Source organism: Pedobacter polysacchareus (assembly GCF_019802255.1).
Classification (GTDB): domain Bacteria; phylum Bacteroidota; class Bacteroidia; order Sphingobacteriales; family Sphingobacteriaceae; genus Pedobacter; species Pedobacter polysacchareus.
This window is the reverse complement of sequence record NZ_JAHYSS010000002.1, coordinates 189371-205716: the sequence shown is the minus strand read 5'-3', so window position 1 is coordinate 205716 and position 16346 is coordinate 189371. Positions and strand designations below refer to the sequence as shown.

General features: G+C 39.2%; 8 protein-coding genes and 2 tRNA genes. 6 read left to right on the top strand and 4 right to left on the bottom strand.

Features of this window, described 5'->3' with window-relative positions:
• Nucleotides 1–100 precede the first annotated feature (100 nt).
• From K7X70_RS04740 to K7X70_RS04720, 5 genes are all read left to right on the top strand, one after another.
• A complete protein-coding gene (locus tag K7X70_RS04740; protein ID WP_222535981.1) occupies nucleotides 101–4198 on the top strand; it encodes a hybrid sensor histidine kinase/response regulator transcription factor in 4098 nt (1365 codons plus the stop codon).
• Nucleotides 4199–4351: 153 nt separating this feature from the next.
• Nucleotides 4352–7483, top strand: coding sequence for a SusC/RagA family TonB-linked outer membrane protein (locus tag K7X70_RS04735; protein WP_222535980.1), 3132 nt, complete (start codon nucleotides 4352–4354; stop codon nucleotides 7481–7483).
• A gap of 18 nt (nucleotides 7484–7501) precedes the next feature.
• Entirely contained in the window at nucleotides 7502–9280 is a 1779-nt protein-coding gene (locus K7X70_RS04730; protein WP_222535979.1) for a RagB/SusD family nutrient uptake outer membrane protein, read from the top strand.
• A 127-nt stretch (nucleotides 9281–9407) separates the two neighbouring features.
• Nucleotides 9408–10979, top strand: a complete 1572-nt coding sequence (locus K7X70_RS04725; protein ID WP_255606919.1) for a glycoside hydrolase family 55 protein — start codon at nucleotides 9408–9410, stop codon at nucleotides 10977–10979.
• Between the two features lie 12 nt (nucleotides 10980–10991).
• The gene (locus K7X70_RS04720) at nucleotides 10992–12605 is read left to right on the top strand and encodes a putative Ig domain-containing protein (RefSeq protein WP_255606918.1); all 1614 of its coding nucleotides are present in this window, start codon (nucleotides 10992–10994) and stop codon (nucleotides 12603–12605) included.
• A gap of 247 nt (nucleotides 12606–12852) precedes the next feature.
• Here the strand turns inward: K7X70_RS04720 and K7X70_RS04715 are convergent.
• The 4 genes from K7X70_RS04715 to K7X70_RS04700 all read right to left on the bottom strand — a co-directional run bounded on the left by K7X70_RS04715 (nucleotide 12853) and on the right by K7X70_RS04700 (nucleotide 14593).
• Nucleotides 12853–12926 (bottom strand) — tRNA-Arg (locus K7X70_RS04715).
• Nucleotides 12927–13017: 91 nt separating this feature from the next.
• Nucleotides 13018–13091 (bottom strand) — tRNA-Arg (locus K7X70_RS04710).
• A 109-nt stretch (nucleotides 13092–13200) separates the two neighbouring features.
• Complete coding sequence (locus tag K7X70_RS04705) at nucleotides 13201–13665, bottom strand: redoxin domain-containing protein (RefSeq protein ID WP_222535977.1); 465 nt, start codon at nucleotides 13663–13665, stop codon at nucleotides 13201–13203.
• Between the two features lie 19 nt (nucleotides 13666–13684).
• Nucleotides 13685–14593 carry an SDR family oxidoreductase gene (locus K7X70_RS04700; protein WP_222535976.1) on the bottom strand — a complete coding sequence of 303 codons (909 nt, stop codon included), beginning with the start codon at nucleotides 14591–14593 and terminating at the stop codon, nucleotides 13685–13687.
• 239 nt (nucleotides 14594–14832) lie between these two features.
• On the opposite strand from K7X70_RS04700, the gene atpD reads away from it, so the two are divergent.
• Nucleotides 14833–16338, top strand: a complete 1506-nt coding sequence (gene atpD / locus K7X70_RS04695) for a F0F1 ATP synthase subunit beta (protein WP_222535975.1) — start codon at nucleotides 14833–14835, stop codon at nucleotides 16336–16338.
• The last annotated feature ends 8 nt before the right edge of the window (nucleotides 16339–16346 follow it).

Sequence of the window (16346 nt, the reverse complement as noted above, 5' to 3'; positions counted from 1 at the left end):
TGCATGAAATATCATTTGGTATTTTTTGCATAAATTAGTGCTAATTTAATACCTGATGCCAGCAACCAAATTACCAGCAACCAAATACTGATCATACAAATTGAAGAAAGCATTACTCTTTTCTTTTTTACTCCTCACATGCTTAGTGGGGATTTGCTTTGCGCAATCCAACGACCAGTATTACTTTTCAAATTTAAGTCTGAAAGACGGTCTATCGCAAATCTCTGTCGTAAAAATAATACAGGACTCTAAAGGATTCATGTGGTTTGGTACGCGTAACGGACTAAATCGGTATGACGGCGCAAATTTCACTGTTTACAAACACAATCCCGCGGACTCTACAAGTCTAACCGATAGTCACATCTCTGCTTTAGTAGAAGATAAAAATGGTTTCTTATGGGTGGGAACCATTAAAGGTTTGAATAAAATTAATCTCAGAACAAACCAAAACACCACCTTTTTAAACAGTAAAAACGAGTTAGTGCAAAACAGTGTCCGTTCATTAACCGTAGATTCTAAAAAACGTCTATGGGTTGGGACCTCAAAAGGACTCTGTAGATACATAGAAGCTGAAAACAGGTTCAAAACAGAAGATATCAACGGACTTCTTAAAGGTGAATCTATTAATACTATATACGAAACCTATGATCATAAACTGATTATTGGAACCGCAAGCAAAGGTTTTATTGTTTGTGATTTTAACCTTAAAGTACTAAAACACTTCAATAACAACATCATAGATAGCGCTATAAAAGATAATAATGTATCTGCAGTTTACGAAGATTCCAAGCATCAGCTCTGGATAGGTTATACATTGAGTGGGGTAGCCAAAATAAATCTACAAGACAACACCGTACTCTCCTATTATAAGAAAAACAGCAAATTACCCACTAATTACATCCGCTGTTTTACAGAACATAACGGAACTTTGTTTGTTGGGACATTTGATGGCTTATATGCGGTTGATATAAATAGCTACGCTATGGTAAAACACGCTAATGTTAATGTCCAAGAGGGTTATTTGTCCCACTTTTCAATCTATTCCTTATTTACCGACAATTCTGGTACTGTTTGGGTTGGAAGTTATTCTGGTGGTGTCAATTACTTTAGCAAATACAATAACCGTTTCAAATTTCATGATCGGGCAAACATTCTAAATCATATGTTTGGTGTATTTGGATCAACAGTATATAAGGCTCCCAGCGAATTATATATAGCTACGGAAGGCAGTGGTTTACTCGAATACAATTTAAAAAGCAATAACTACAAATCCTATCCTGTTCAAAATACCCAGCAGTTATTATATAATCAGAACATCATTAAATCCGTTATGTTGGATGGTGAAACTTTATGGTGCGGAACCAATAAAGGAGGAATTTATCAATTCAATACTCAAACAAAAAAATCAACACACTTCTTTACACTTCCAAAACAAGTATCCATCTATTCATTCTATAAAGATAATGAAGGAAATTTATGGGGAACCACCTCTGCCCCGAAAGCTGGGGTATTCAAAATATCTAAAGACAAACAAATCCAAAGTGAATTTGACTTAGCAGGAAAAAATGATAAACTAAAAATACCGAGTAGTCGCTGTATCATGGAAATCCGCAAAGGTGTGTTTCTTATTGGTACACGTAGTTACGGCCTATGGAAATATGATGTGGCACGTAAGACTTTAGAAAAGTACAGTCTTGAAGAAAGTGGTACGCATAAACTTCCAGCAGATTACATTACTTGTATTTTTCGGGACTCCAATAAAAGGATATGGGTAGGAACATTTGGAGGGGGCATATTCCTTTACGAGGAGCAACGCGGATTAGTAAAAAACATTACCACAAAACAAGGCTTAATTAATGATGATGTTTGTGCAATCGTTGAGGATAACACACAGCAATTATGGATAAGTACCAGCAACGCCATATCAAAATACAAACCATCCGAAGGTAAGATCAGTAATTACAATCAATTTGGAGGAATAGGGATTCAGGAGTTCTCCCCAAATAGCGGCACACGGTTACCTGAGGGAAATATTTGCTTTAGCGGAAACAACGGATTTGTAACCTTCGATCCAAAAGATTTACAATCCAACACCTTTATACCCCCTATTGTATTTACGCACCTCACTATAAATAACCAACTTATTGAACCTGTTAAATCTGATATACTTAAATCTGTAATAGATGATTCAGAAGAAATCAGGTTAACATACAATCAAAACAACTTATCTATTGGCTACTGTGCTTTAAATTACATCTTTCCCGATCAAAACCAATATGCCTACAGATTGGTTGGGCATGATAAAGAATGGAATTTTGTTGGCAATAGAAAGGAAGTCTTTTATACAAATTTAAGTCCCGGAACATACACATTTGAGATTAAAGCATCGAACAATGATGGCATTTGGAATAATGAACCCAGAACGATAAAAATCGTGATTTCGCCTCCTATATGGAAAACATGGTATGCATATCTATTTTACACCTTCATTTTCATCTCTGTTTTCGGGCTGATCATTTATTATGTAAGCACTAAGCAAAGACTGGAGCAGGAGCTAAAATTCAAACAACTGGAACAACAACAACTTGAAGAGTTTCATCAGACTAAAATCCGGATGTTTACTAATTTCTCTCATGAACTGCGCACGCCTTTAACGCTGATTATAGCCCCTCTTCAGGAATTGTTAAACATCGCTGATCTTTCAAAAAACATTAAAAACAAGCTTGAACTCATTTCTACCAATGCCCATCGATTGCTACTACTTGTGAATCAGATCATGGATATCAGGAAAAGCCAGTCAGGAAAAATGCGGTTAAAAATATCCAAAGATGACATCGGTACTTTTGCCGAAGAGATATACATTGCATTTAATCAAATTGCCATTAATAAGCATATTAAGTTTAGCTTCTTAAAAGAAGAGCATCCTATTGAAGCCTGGTTCGACAAATCATTATTCGAAAAAGTTGTTTTTAACCTCTTATCCAATGCTTTTAAATACACTCAAGAAAACGGAGAAATAGTCCTATCAATTAAACAGATAAAATTATCCGACCTAAAACAGGAACAATTAAATGAGTTAAAAGATGGGCCTTCAGAAATCAAATACATTTGTCTTTCAGTATCTGATACAGGTAAAGGCATACCAGTAAATGAAATTAACAACATATTTACCCCATTTTATCAAATTGAAGAAAAAAACAAGTCAGAAACAATAGGAACTGGAATAGGATTAAGTCTTACAAAATCAGTGATACAGCTACACCATGGCACCATATGGGTCGAAAACAATCATCCTAATGGCACCATATTTAAAGTTGTCATCCCTATTAACAAATCCATATACAACAACGACATTGTTGAGGTAGATACAAGTGATTCTAAAATAACAGATGTACTATTTCCATCGGGTGCTGTGGAAGTACTAAATATTGAAAAAAAACATACAGTTTTACTTGTAGAGGACAATGATGAGGTTAGAAACTATGTAAAGGAACGGCTAGAACCATATTTCTTTATTATTGAAGCTGATAACGGCCTGGATGCATTCAACATTGCCATAGAAAAGTATCCGGATTTAATTATAAGTGATGTGATGATGCCAAAAATGGATGGAATCCAACTTTGTGCTAATATTAAAAAAGACTTACTTATTGGTCATATACCCGTGATCATCATCACAGCCAGGTCAATGGTTGTACACCTTAAAGAAGGCTTTTCTGCGGGTGCTGACGATTATATAGTAAAACCACTTAACGTAGATGTTTTGATTTATAGAATAGTAAATCTACTCGATTCAAGCGAAAGATTAAAAAAGATTTACGGGAAACGCTTCTCTACTGATTCATTAGGTATAGAAATCGTATCGAGAGACGACCGTTTTACCCAGAAGTTTTTTGAGGTAATTGAAAAGAACATCTCCAATTCCGAGTTAAGTATTGATCTGCTCAGTACAGAAATCGGCATAAGTCGGGCAAATTTATATAGAAAGTTAAAAGCAATTACTGAGCTTTCCCCTACCGAATTTATTAGAAACAAGCGATTAGAAATCGCGGCTAAATTATTAGCTGAATCGGATATGACTGTTTCTGAAATATCCAACCATGTCGGGTTCAACAGCCATACTTATTTTACCACAAGTTTTAAAACTTTGTATGGATCTACTCCATCTGAATTTATTCAAAAACACAGAAATAAGTAGTCATTCAAACAGAACAAGCCATTATTCTCCTAGTTGAAACATTATTTAAAGCTTTTGAGATGATATTTCAAACCTAGATTTCATTTATTTTTTTCATTTGTATACAGGTTTAGAATCCAACTAAATCTTTAACCAAATACAAAACCAAATTAAATGAAAAGGAATGAACGCAATTTTAGATCGCCACTCCGGCGATTGCTTCCGGTTCTATTAGTACTCTTTTTGAACCAGAATTTATCAGCCCAAACCCTCACAACAACAGGCTCTGTAGTTGATCAGACCAATCATCCGTTACCCGGAGTATCTGTTAGCGTAAAAGGGACTAAAAAAGGTACAGTTACCGATTCAAAAGGTTACTTCACTATCCAATGCCCAAACGGGAGTATACTTCACTTTAGTTTTATAGGTTTTAAAGATGTTGATCTGCCGGCATCAGGCGAAAAAATGAAAGTAACACTCTCAGATAATAGTGAGGGACTTAACGAAGTGATTGTTGTGGGCTACGGCACACAGAAGAAAGGTAGCGTAACAGGTAGTATCAGCAGTGTAGATGTTAAAGCCATTGCCGATATCCCTACACCTAGTTTGGCCAATATATTAGCCGGACGCTTAAGTGGGGTACAAATTGCCACAACAACAGGTAAACCAGGATCTGGCAGCTCTTTAAACATCCGGGCAAAAGGAACCATTAACAATTCTGAACCTTTGTATGTAATTGATGGTGCTGTTCGTGACAAAGGGGCTTTTGACGCGCTTGATCCAAGTGAGGTTTCCAATGTATCTGTTCTGAAAGATGGTGCTTCTGCGGCAGTATACGGCTCCAGAGCGGCCAATGGTGTGGTATTGATCACTACCAGAAAAGGCAGTCATTCAGCACCCATTGTAACTTATTCAGGTACGGTGGGTATTGAAGATCCAACGATGATTCCAAAAACCTTAACATCGTATGAACAGGCCATATACCTTAATGATTATAATATGATTAATTTCCAGATCAATGGAGGTGTAGATCCAAGAACAACGCCCAAATGGTATACCGACGATGAATTGGAGCACTTTAAAAACTACAATTATAGCTATATCGATGCCGCCTGGAAAACACCTTTCACTACGCGTCATGCCTTAAATGTATCAGGAGGATCAGATAAGGTACGTTACTTTATTGGAGGTTCACTTTATAATGCGACAGGTTCTTTTGAGAACCTAAAATTCAGCAAGTATAACTTCCGGACAAATGTTGACGTGAATGTCACAAAAAACCTGATTTTAGGATTGAACTTAAGTACCGATAGCCGTAGAGACCGGAAGCCATTCTGGCCTTCAGATGGTGATCGGGATGCCATGGACAACTTGTATTTAGGCTTCCTATGGCGTTCCAAAATGAATCCGGGGATTATTGACGGCAAATTTGTGCAACACAATGGCCAGGAACAAAACCCTTTAGCTTTAATCAGCGAGCAGCATGGCAGCAATACCAAAAAGTGGCAGAATGTAAATGCCAATGCATATGCAGAATATAAAGTGCCTTATTTGGATGGTTTGAAATTGAAACTTCAATACAACCGCAGTATAGACAATCGTTTAATTAAGATCGTATCTCTACCTTATGACATGTACAATTTTAAAGCTGCAGGAACAAATGGTCACTATATTGACCCTAGTAACCAAGTGATTGGCACTTATACCCACGCACTTGAAAACTACATTAGAAAAGAAAACAGACTGGATCAGGATTATCAGCTAAACCTTTATGCAACTTATGAGAAAACTATACGTAAACATGATATTAGTGCCCTATTCGTATACGAGCAATCCGAAGGAGAAAACGAAACCTTTGATGCCCGAAGAAACAATTTAATTCTATGGAGTATGCCCGAGTTTTTTGCGGCAAGTCCGGATGCATCGCAATCCATTGTTGGCGCTGGGGGACTTGGTGAAGAGGGACGTCTGTCCTATGTGGGGCGTTTAAATTATGCGTATGACAGTAAGTATCTTTTAGAAGGTGCTTTTCGAATAGATGGCTCTACCAAATTTGCGCCAAATAAACGCTGGGGATTCTTCCCTTCTGTATCTGCAGGTTGGCGCATCTCCAGTGAAGATTTTTTCAGTAACAACATCAAATTCGTTAATGACCTGAAATTACGGGCCTCGGTTGCCACACTGGGAAATGACGCTGTAGGTGGATGGGATTGGATGCCAAAATACAATGTAACTACAGGTGCTGTATTTGAAGCACAAAATTACGGCCTGATACCAGGTGTATTGCCAAACCCAGACCTGACCTGGGAAAAATCTACTTCTTATAATCTTGGTTTTGACAGTCGTATGTTCAACAATAAAGTTGATTTTACCGCTGAGTATTTCTTCAGACACACCTATGATATTTTGGATACAAGAAGTGCAAGTGTACCCACATCCTTTGGAGCTAGTTTACCAAAAGAAAACTATTCTGTCATTGATGCACGGGGGTTTGAATTTGAACTTGGTTATCATGATAACATCGGGAAAGACTTCTTTTTTTCTGTAAGTGGTAATTTCAGTTATGCTAAAAGTCAATGGTTAAAAAGAGATGAAGCAGCCAACCAGCGTACATATTTATCTGAAATTGGCCAAACAATAAATCGCGAATGGGGATATGAATCTGTAGGAATCATCCGTACCCAGGAACAATTGGATAAAATCTTGACCGACAACCCTAATATGTCGGTATTGGGACAAAAACCAGTTTTAGGTATGATCATGTACAAAGATGTTCGTGGCCCGAATTCCGATACGCCAGATGGGACGATTACAGTGGACGACAAAGTTGTCATCAGAAAGCAGACAGTACCTCCAATCAGTTATGGTTTGTCTTTAAGCGCTAAATGGAAAGGTTTTGGGCTGGACGTATTGTTCCAGGGTTTGGCGGGATATGAGAAGATCATCTCAGAACGAGGCTCATTGGTAAAAGACTGGAATAGTACCTTCCAATTCAGAGCTGACCACTGGACTCCTGAAAATCCAAACGCGACTATGCCAAGTGGTATGAACAATAAAAACACTGAACTTTCGACTTTCTGGGTATACGATGCCTCATTTATACGCTGTAAGAATATAATGCTGACTTATGACATCCCTACATCTGCCACAAAATTTATAGGATTAAACAAAGTGAAGCTATTTGTTAATGGTACAAATCTGTTTCTTCTACAGAATCATTTAAAATGGAATGACCCTGAACTTTACAATGTTGCCTCCTACCCGATTATGAAAAACTACTCACTTGGTGTAAATGTTACTTTCTGATCTTAAAAAATTAATACGATGAAATCAAAATATATTTTGGCAGTTAGCTTGCTTGCTGCCGCAATGCTATCCAGCTGTAAAAAAGTACTGGACAAGGAAGATCCGACTGCTGTTACTGCTGAAGAAACATGGAAAAACCCGATTCTGGCAACAGCATTCTTAGACAGATGTTACCTGGAGACTCTGCCTTCATGGGACGATCTTTTTTCTGCCTATACTGACGAAACCAGACAGGGGGACGTATTTCTGTACGGACAAGTAACTTCCGAAGGTGGGGATGGCCCTACATCGGACATTATTTCAGATCATTATGCGGATTTATATAAAGTGAATACGCTATTGAGTAGTATTGATGGGGGAACTTTAGATCAGGCCAAACGAGAGCTAATTAAAGGTCAAGCATTATTTTTACGTGCATTTTCCTATTTCGATATGGTAAAGAGATATGGTGGTATGCCGCTGGTTTTGACTCCACAGGCAAGAGCAGAAGCAATGATACCACGTAACAAAACCTCTGAATGCATTGCACAAATTGTGAAAGACCTGGATGTTGCAGCTGGGTATCTTCCTGGCAAGTATACCATAGCGGCCGACTTTGGTCGCATCACCAAAGGTGCAGCTATGGCCCTAAAAGGACGAGTGTTGATGTACTATGCGAGTAAACAGTTTAACCGCAACAATGATCCTGCCCGCTGGAAAACCGCATATGATGCTAACCTGTCAGCAAGAGATCAGCTTTTGAAGGATGGGTATGGATTGAATGCAAAGTTTGGCGATACCTGGTCTGTTGAAATTTCAAAAGAAGTGGTGTTTGCTTCCCGTTTTTTATACCCTGCCCGCACATCTAAGTTTCAAGCTGGGCTTAGACCATTGGAATATTCACAAGGTGCATCTGGTGGACATCAGCCAAGTCTTGATATGGTGATGGCATTTCCCATGGCCGACGGAACAGCCCCAGGCGTTGTAATTGGCGGTGTTAAGAAAGCTTTTAATGCGGAAGCTAAAGATCAAACCGGACTATTTTGGTTAAATCGTGATCCACGTTTCTACGAAACTATTGTAACCAACGGTATGCTTTATGAATTAAATGGCAATGTATGGCCAGAAAAACGTCAATTCACTTATCAAGGTGGTGAGCTTGGCGGCGCAAATCCTACTGCAACGGGGTTTTATTCACGTAAATTTGTTCAACCTCAATGGGACAAATTTGAAGCTTCGAATTCTGGTTTGGACTTAGTTGAAATACGCTATGCAGAAGTGATGCTTAACCTAGCTGAATGTGCAGCTGAAGTGGGCGGAAAAGATGGCGAGGTATATCAAATATTGAAAGATATCCGCCAACGGGCAGGAATTACACCTAATGCGGATAATCTTTATGGGTTGAAGGCCGGTATGACACAAAAAGAACTTGTTGATGCTGTACTATTTGAAAAACGCATTGAACTGGCTTATGAAGGTAAACGCTTCTGGGATTTGCGGCGACGGATGCTTTTCAGTACTCCTGAATTTACAAATTATCAACGTAAAATGATCGTGGTGAATAGAACCGATACCTATAAAACCATGACCAGGGAAACACTCATTCCACTGATTTGTCAGAACGGAAATACAAATATGAATACCCTTGAGTATTTCAATTATTTTGTAACGGTAGTCAAACTTATTGATGACAAAAACAAATGGAATGTAAAGGATAATTATTACTTCTTTGCGCTTCCTAAAAAACACCTTGAACAAAATGCCTTGTTAGAGCAAACTATGGGCTGGAACAACGGAACGTTCGACCCACTGCTTTAAAAATAACATTTCCCCTATAAATCATGAGCCTGCCGTTTTCAGCAGGTCTCATGAATTTATCGCCAATAAAAAACAATTAACTACGAAAAATATGGATTTAAAAATTTCAGTAGTAAAAATAAGCTTGATGCTATTTTTATTACCGACGAATACTATTGCATGGGTCACAGCGCCGAAAAAAGAAAAAGAACCAGGAAAAAGTGAATGGGTTTACCTTGGAGCGGATGGTAAATTGGTTTATAAAAAAAGTGCGAAGGGAGACCGCATCATGGATTTCTCTTATGCTGGTTATATGGGTGGTGGTATAGCACTACCTGATGTTGCAGTAAAGGTAGCCGTTAAACCGCTAAGTGATGCAAATGCGGATTGCACTGCGCTAATTCAAGCGGCTATTGACAAAGTAGCTGCAATGCCCTTAGGTAAAGATGGTTTTCGTGGAGCTGTTTTATTAGCGCCTGGAACCTACCCTTGTTCTAAAACGATAAAGATCATGGCCGATGGTGTTGTACTTCGTGGAAGTGGTAAATCAGCAACAGGAAGTATCATTTTGATGAGCGGTGAAAAGCACCCCGCGATCACTTTATCAAAGGGACTTAATCAGCGCGTTGGTAACCGTTTAGGCAATGCCGATGAAGCCGAAAAACCCATTAAAATAATGGATAAGTATATCCCTGCCGGAAGTATGAGTTTTAACGTAGCAGATGCTTCTGGTTTTAAAGTTGGAGACAATGTCGAGGTTAGAAAACCTGTGACAGAAAAGTGGGTAAAATTTATGCAAATGAATGATTTAGTACGTGATGGCAAGCCCCAAACCTGGATTAAAACAGGTTCTTTATTGATCACTGAACGTCGTATTGCAGCCATAGATGGTCATAAAATCACAGTAGATGTACCCTTAGTGGATTCCTATGATGCAACCTATACCAATGATGAAACTACCCTTGTACTGGCAAATGATGTAAAACGGCTTAAACAAGCAGGTGTGGAGAGTTTACGCATTGTATCTCCACCACAGGCAGTTAATCACACCAAGGCGCTTTATTATGGACTAAGACTGAATGGCGAGGATTGCTGGCTAAAAGATTTAGACTTGATGGAAACCATGGAAAGTGTTGGAATTGGTGGTCGCAGAATTACTCTTCAACGTGTATCCGTTGTTCGTAAAGCCTTACATGAAGGAGCTTCTAAACCAGCAGAATTCGCACCGAATGCCGGACAAGTGTTGTTAGACCAATGTTCGGTAGCTGGTGATAATATCTGGTATGTGGCATTAGGAGCCGGACAAACAGGTCCCATTGTTTTCCTGAACTGCAATTTTACTGGCAATGGCCGTATTGAAGGGCATCAACGTTGGAGCACTGGTATGCTTTTAGATAACTGTAAAGCACCAAATGGTGGCATGGATTTCAAAAACAGAGGTAGCATGGGCTCTGGCCATGGTTGGGGGACTGCCTGGTCTGTCGCCTGGAATTGCGAAGCCAACAGCTATGTAAACCAAATTCCTCCAGGTACTTACAATTGGGTAATCGGCAGCAAAGGAAAAAGTATGCCACTACCAAGACCTTTTAACAACTCGGGTCCGACCTTACCAGAAGGCATCTTTGACTCTCAAAATGTTCAGGTTGGCCCTTCCAGCTTGTATTTAACTCAATTGGAAGAACGATTAGGTAAACAAGCTTTAAAATCAATCGGATACTAAAAACAATAATTTATGATGAAGAAACAGTTAATAACAACCTGCTTACTTTCCTTCGGAATCCTATGTCTAACCAACAATATGGTAAAAGCACAAGGTGCTCCGGATACGTTAAAAAAATACATCCTTACTCCTGCCCCGGCACAAACTCCGCGAATCAATGGCGCTAAAATATTTGGCATTCGTCCGGGTTCTGTTTTTCTTTATACCATCCCTGCTACAGGGATTCGTCCGATGCGTTTTGGCGTACAGAATTTACCCAAAGGATTAAATCTAGATCCCGCTACTGGCCGTATCACAGGTAAGCTTTTGAAACGAGGGATATATGAAGTAACTCTATCCGCGAAGAACGCCTTGGGAGAATCAAAGCGGGCCTTTCGTATAGTAGTTGGAGATCAAATAGCACTAACACCACCTATGGGCTGGAATAGCTGGAACTGTTGGGGTGATGCAGTGAGTCAGGAAAAGGTGATGAGCTCGGCCAAAGCTATGGTGGATAAAGGCTTGATTAATCATGGTTGGCAATACATCAACATAGACGATGGGTGGCAAGGATTAAGAGGTGGAAAATACAATGCGGTAATGCCCAACTCTAAATTTCCTGACATGAAAGCCTTGGCTGATGACGTACATCAGATGGGATTAAAAATAGGTATATACTCTGGCCCATGGGTTGGAACTTACGCTGGTCATGTTGGTGCTTATTCGAACAATGTGGATGGCACATACGACTGGGTGAAACAAGGCAAACACAATGAATTTTATCGTTTTGTAGATCCTCAGGGAAAAGAAAAACATGGCATAAACTATCATCATGGTAAATACTCATTTGTAAAAAATGATGTACAGCAGTGGAATGACTGGGGTATGGATTATTTGAAATACGATTGGAATCCTAATGATGTATACCATGTTAAAGAGATGATGGATGCTTTACGTTCCTACAAACGTGACCTGGTATATAGCCTATCGAACAGTGCTCCATATGGGGATGCAACACAATGGGAGAAAATGGCCAATAGCTGGAGAACCACTGGCGACATTAAGGATACCTGGGAAAGAATGTCCCTGTTGGGCTTTAATCAAACCAAATGGGCTACTTTTTCTGGTCCTGGGCACTGGGTAGACCCAGACATGTTGGTCGTGGGTATGGTTGGCTGGGGACCTAAATTGCATTATACGAAGCTTACTCCTGATGAACAATATACACACATCAGTTTATGGTGCTTACTTTCTGCGCCATTGTTAATCGGTTGCGATATGGCTCAATTAGACGATTTTACAATCAGCTTACTGACTAATGATGAAGTTATTGATGTGAATCAAGATCCTCTTGGCAAGTTCGGGATGATGATTGCTCAGAATGGAGAAACAGTTGTGTATGCTAAGCCGCTTGAAGATGGTGCTATGGCTGTAGGTCTTTTTAACCTTGGAAAGAAGGTAGAGAAGATGACTGTTAACTGGAAAACTTTAGGTTTGCGTGGAGAGCAAAAGGTACGTGATTTATGGAGACAACAGGATGTTGCCAAATCCGATAAGGAATTCTCAACGGAAGTTAATCCACATGGTGTTCGTTTTATAAAGGTATATCCTGGCAATAGCAGAGTTCAAGCAATTTCAGGGAAGTAATTAAACAAGGTACTTTTAATACAATTAATCGAATTCTTAGAAAATTCAAATTTCCAAATTGGCGCAGATGTGATAGTAATACTTTCAATCTTGAGACGTACAAGAACTGATCATCTGCAGCCAAATAAAAGTTAAGATAAAAACAAAATAGAATTACAACGGTAAAAAGATTGGTTTCTTAAATATAAGGAATTAGATCAAAATACTTAAAAAACAAAAAGACCTTAGATTTCTCTAAGGTCTTCAGTGCACTTGTAGGGATTCGAACCCCAAACCTTCTCATCCGTAGTGAGATGCTCTATCCAATTGAGCTACAAATGCAATTTGTATTTGCATGATATCGACAGCGGCTATACAACCTATAATCGAAAAGATCAACAAAAAAAACCTTAGATTTCTCTAAGGTTTTTCGTGCACTTGTAGGGATTCGAACCCCAAACCTTCTCATCCGTAGTGAGATGCTCTATCCAATTGAGCTACAAATGCATTTCCTTCAAACGTTGTTTCGTTATTGGACTGCAAAAGTAGTGTTTGAAATTGAAAATACAAACTTTATTTAAAAAAAACTTCAAACACTACTGCTTAAAAACTGCGATTAGGCTTCAATTGAGCGCTTAATTGCGTCAAAATCAGGCATATTCCCTGCATCTTCTAAAACTTCTGCATGAATAACTTTTCCTTCTTCATCGATCACAAAAGCAGCTCTTTTTGAAATTCCTTTCATATTAAATGCGAAATCTTCGTAAAAAGCACCGTAGGCCTGAGATACTTCTTTGTTAAAATCAGAAAGTAAAGGGAACTGGTAGCTTTGATCTTCTTTAAATTTAGCCAGGGTAAAAGGAGAATCCACAGAAATACCTACGACATCTGCATTCATTCCTTCATAATAACCAAAGCTATCTCTCATGGTGCATAATTGGGCAGTACATACTCCTGTAAACGCCAATGGGAAGAAATGGATGACTAATTTCCTTCCTTTATAATCAGATAAGGCTACTTCTTTCAGGTCTGAGCTGAATAATTTGAAATCCGGGGCTTGATCGCCAACTTGTAATGCCATAGTATATATAATTAAGAATTTAAACGGTTGCTGGTAATTGTGTCGCTAATAAGGCCAATCCTTCTTCGAAGGAATGCGGTGCATAGCCTAGGTCACGGATGGTTTTATCCAGGATGAAGCCGGTTCTCACCGGACGCTTAGCGGTTTGGTTTAAAGTTTCAGCTGAGATTTCTTTAATCAGTCCTTTATCCAGGTTCCAGAAATCGGCAACCCTAGCCACTAATTCCGAAATGCTCATCATATCTTTTCCAGAAGCATTATATATGCCTTGTGCATTTTTTTCTACTGCCAGCAGACAGCAATCAGCTAAATCTTCTGCCAGAGTTGGCATGCGCCATTGGTCGTTGACTACATTAATAGGCTGTCCTTTTTCTAAAGCACCTTTTGCCCATAGTACGATATTACTACGACTCATGTCACTCACGATACCATACACTATAATTGTTCTCAGCACTGCCCATTTACCATTTGACTTTTGCAGTGCTTGCTCGGCTTCTACTTTAGTTTGTCCATAATAACTTAAAGGACAGGTAGGCGCTTCTTCATCATAAGGGCCATTTTCGCCATCAAACACGAAATCTGTAGACAAATGAACTAATTGCGTATCGAATTTTTCACAAACGGCAATAAGTGTCTCCACTGCTTTCACATTTAGCGCATAAGCCAGCTCTTTTTGAGCTTCGCAGGTATCCACATTGGTCATTGCCGCCGTATGAATGATGGCATCGGGTCTATATTTCGCTACAATTTCTTCCACATTAGCAGCGTCCAGAATATCCATTTCGGCATAAACATATCCTTCTTTAATTGGATAACGGTTCTCCCCTTTTGCGGTCGCGATCAGGTTAAACTGTTTTCCTGCGAGGATTCTTTCTGTGATTTTCTGCCCTAAAAGGCCATTGCTACCCGTTACTAGTATTGTTTTCATGAATTTCTACGCTTTCCTTATGATAAATGTACGGCCACAAATACGCTCTTTTTAACGTCAAAAACGGCATGTTCGTACCTTGTTTTGTACCGGCTAAAATATTGATTTAAAAACTGTGGAAAAACTTTTTATTTATATATGCAATTTATGTTGAAAAATCTTAACTTTGCAAACCGAATTGTGGGCTCTGAAAACGGCCTTTAACATTTTGATATTTATAATTTTACCCAAAACAATATATGCCTAACATTGGAAAAATAGCGCAGATTATAGGACCGGTAGTTGACGTGAGTTTTGCTGACGATGCTCATTTACCTCAAATTTTCTCTGCATTAGAGATTGAAAAAGAAAACGGTCAAAAGGTCGTTTTAGAAGTTCAACAACATCTTGGTGAAGACCGCGTACGTGCAATTGCAATGGACTCAACCGACGGTTTAGTTCGTGGCATGAAAGCATTAGATACTGGCGCACCTATCAAAATGCCTGTTGGTGATCAGATTAAAGGTCGTCTATTCAATGTTGTTGGTGATGCTATCGATGGTATCAACACGATTGATAAAACTAACGGTAGACCAATCCACAATGCTCCGCCAAAATTTGACGAGCTATCAACTGAATCAGAAGTACTATTTACTGGTATCAAAGTAATCGATTTATTAGAGCCTTACGCTAAAGGTGGTAAAATCGGTTTATTCGGTGGTGCTGGTGTTGGTAAAACAGTATTGATCATGGAGTTGGTAAACAACATCGCGAAAGCGTATGCTGGTTTATCAGTATTTGCTGGTGTAGGTGAGCGTACACGTGAAGGTAATGACCTTTTACGTGAGTTTATCGAATCTGGTGTAATCAACTATGGTGAAGAATTCCTTCATTCGATGGAAAAAGGCGGATGGGATTTAAGCAAGGTTGACACAGAAAAACTAAAAGATTCTAAAGCAACATTGGTATTCGGTCAGATGAACGAACCTCCTGGAGCTCGTGCTCGTGTAGCATTATCAGGATTAACAGTTGCAGAATACTTCCGTGACGGTGATGGCGAAGGCGCTGGAAAAGACATCCTTTTCTTCGTTGATAACATCTTCCGTTTCACTCAGGCAGGTTCTGAAGTATCAGCACTTTTAGGTCGTATGCCTTCTGCGGTAGGTTACCAACCAACTTTGGCAACAGAGATGGGATTAATGCAGGAACGTATTACTTCCACTAAACGTGGATCAATTACATCTGTACAGGCGGTTTATGTACCTGCGGATGATTTAACGGATCCAGCTCCGGCTACAACGTTTGCCCACTTAGATGCAACTACAGTATTGTCTCGTAAAATCTCTGAGCTAGGTATTTATCCTGCGGTGGATCCATTGGATTCAACTTCAAGAATCTTATCTCCAGCGGTATTAGGTGATGAGCACTATAACACTGCTCAACGTGTGAAAGAAATCTTACAACGTTACAAAGAGTTACAGGATATCATCGCGATCTTAGGTATGGACGAATTATCTGAAGAGGATAAATTAATCGTTCACCGTGCGCGTCGTGTTCAACGTTTCTTATCTCAACCATTCCACGTAGCTGAACAGTTTACAGGCTTAAAAGGTGTGTTGGTTGACATTAAAGATACCATCAAAGCATTTAACATGATTATGGATGGTGAAGTTGATGAATATCCAGAGGCTGCATTTAACTTAGTAGGTGGTATCGAAGATGCAATCGAAAAAGGTAAAAAACTATTAGCTGAAGCAAACGCTTAATTAAAGCG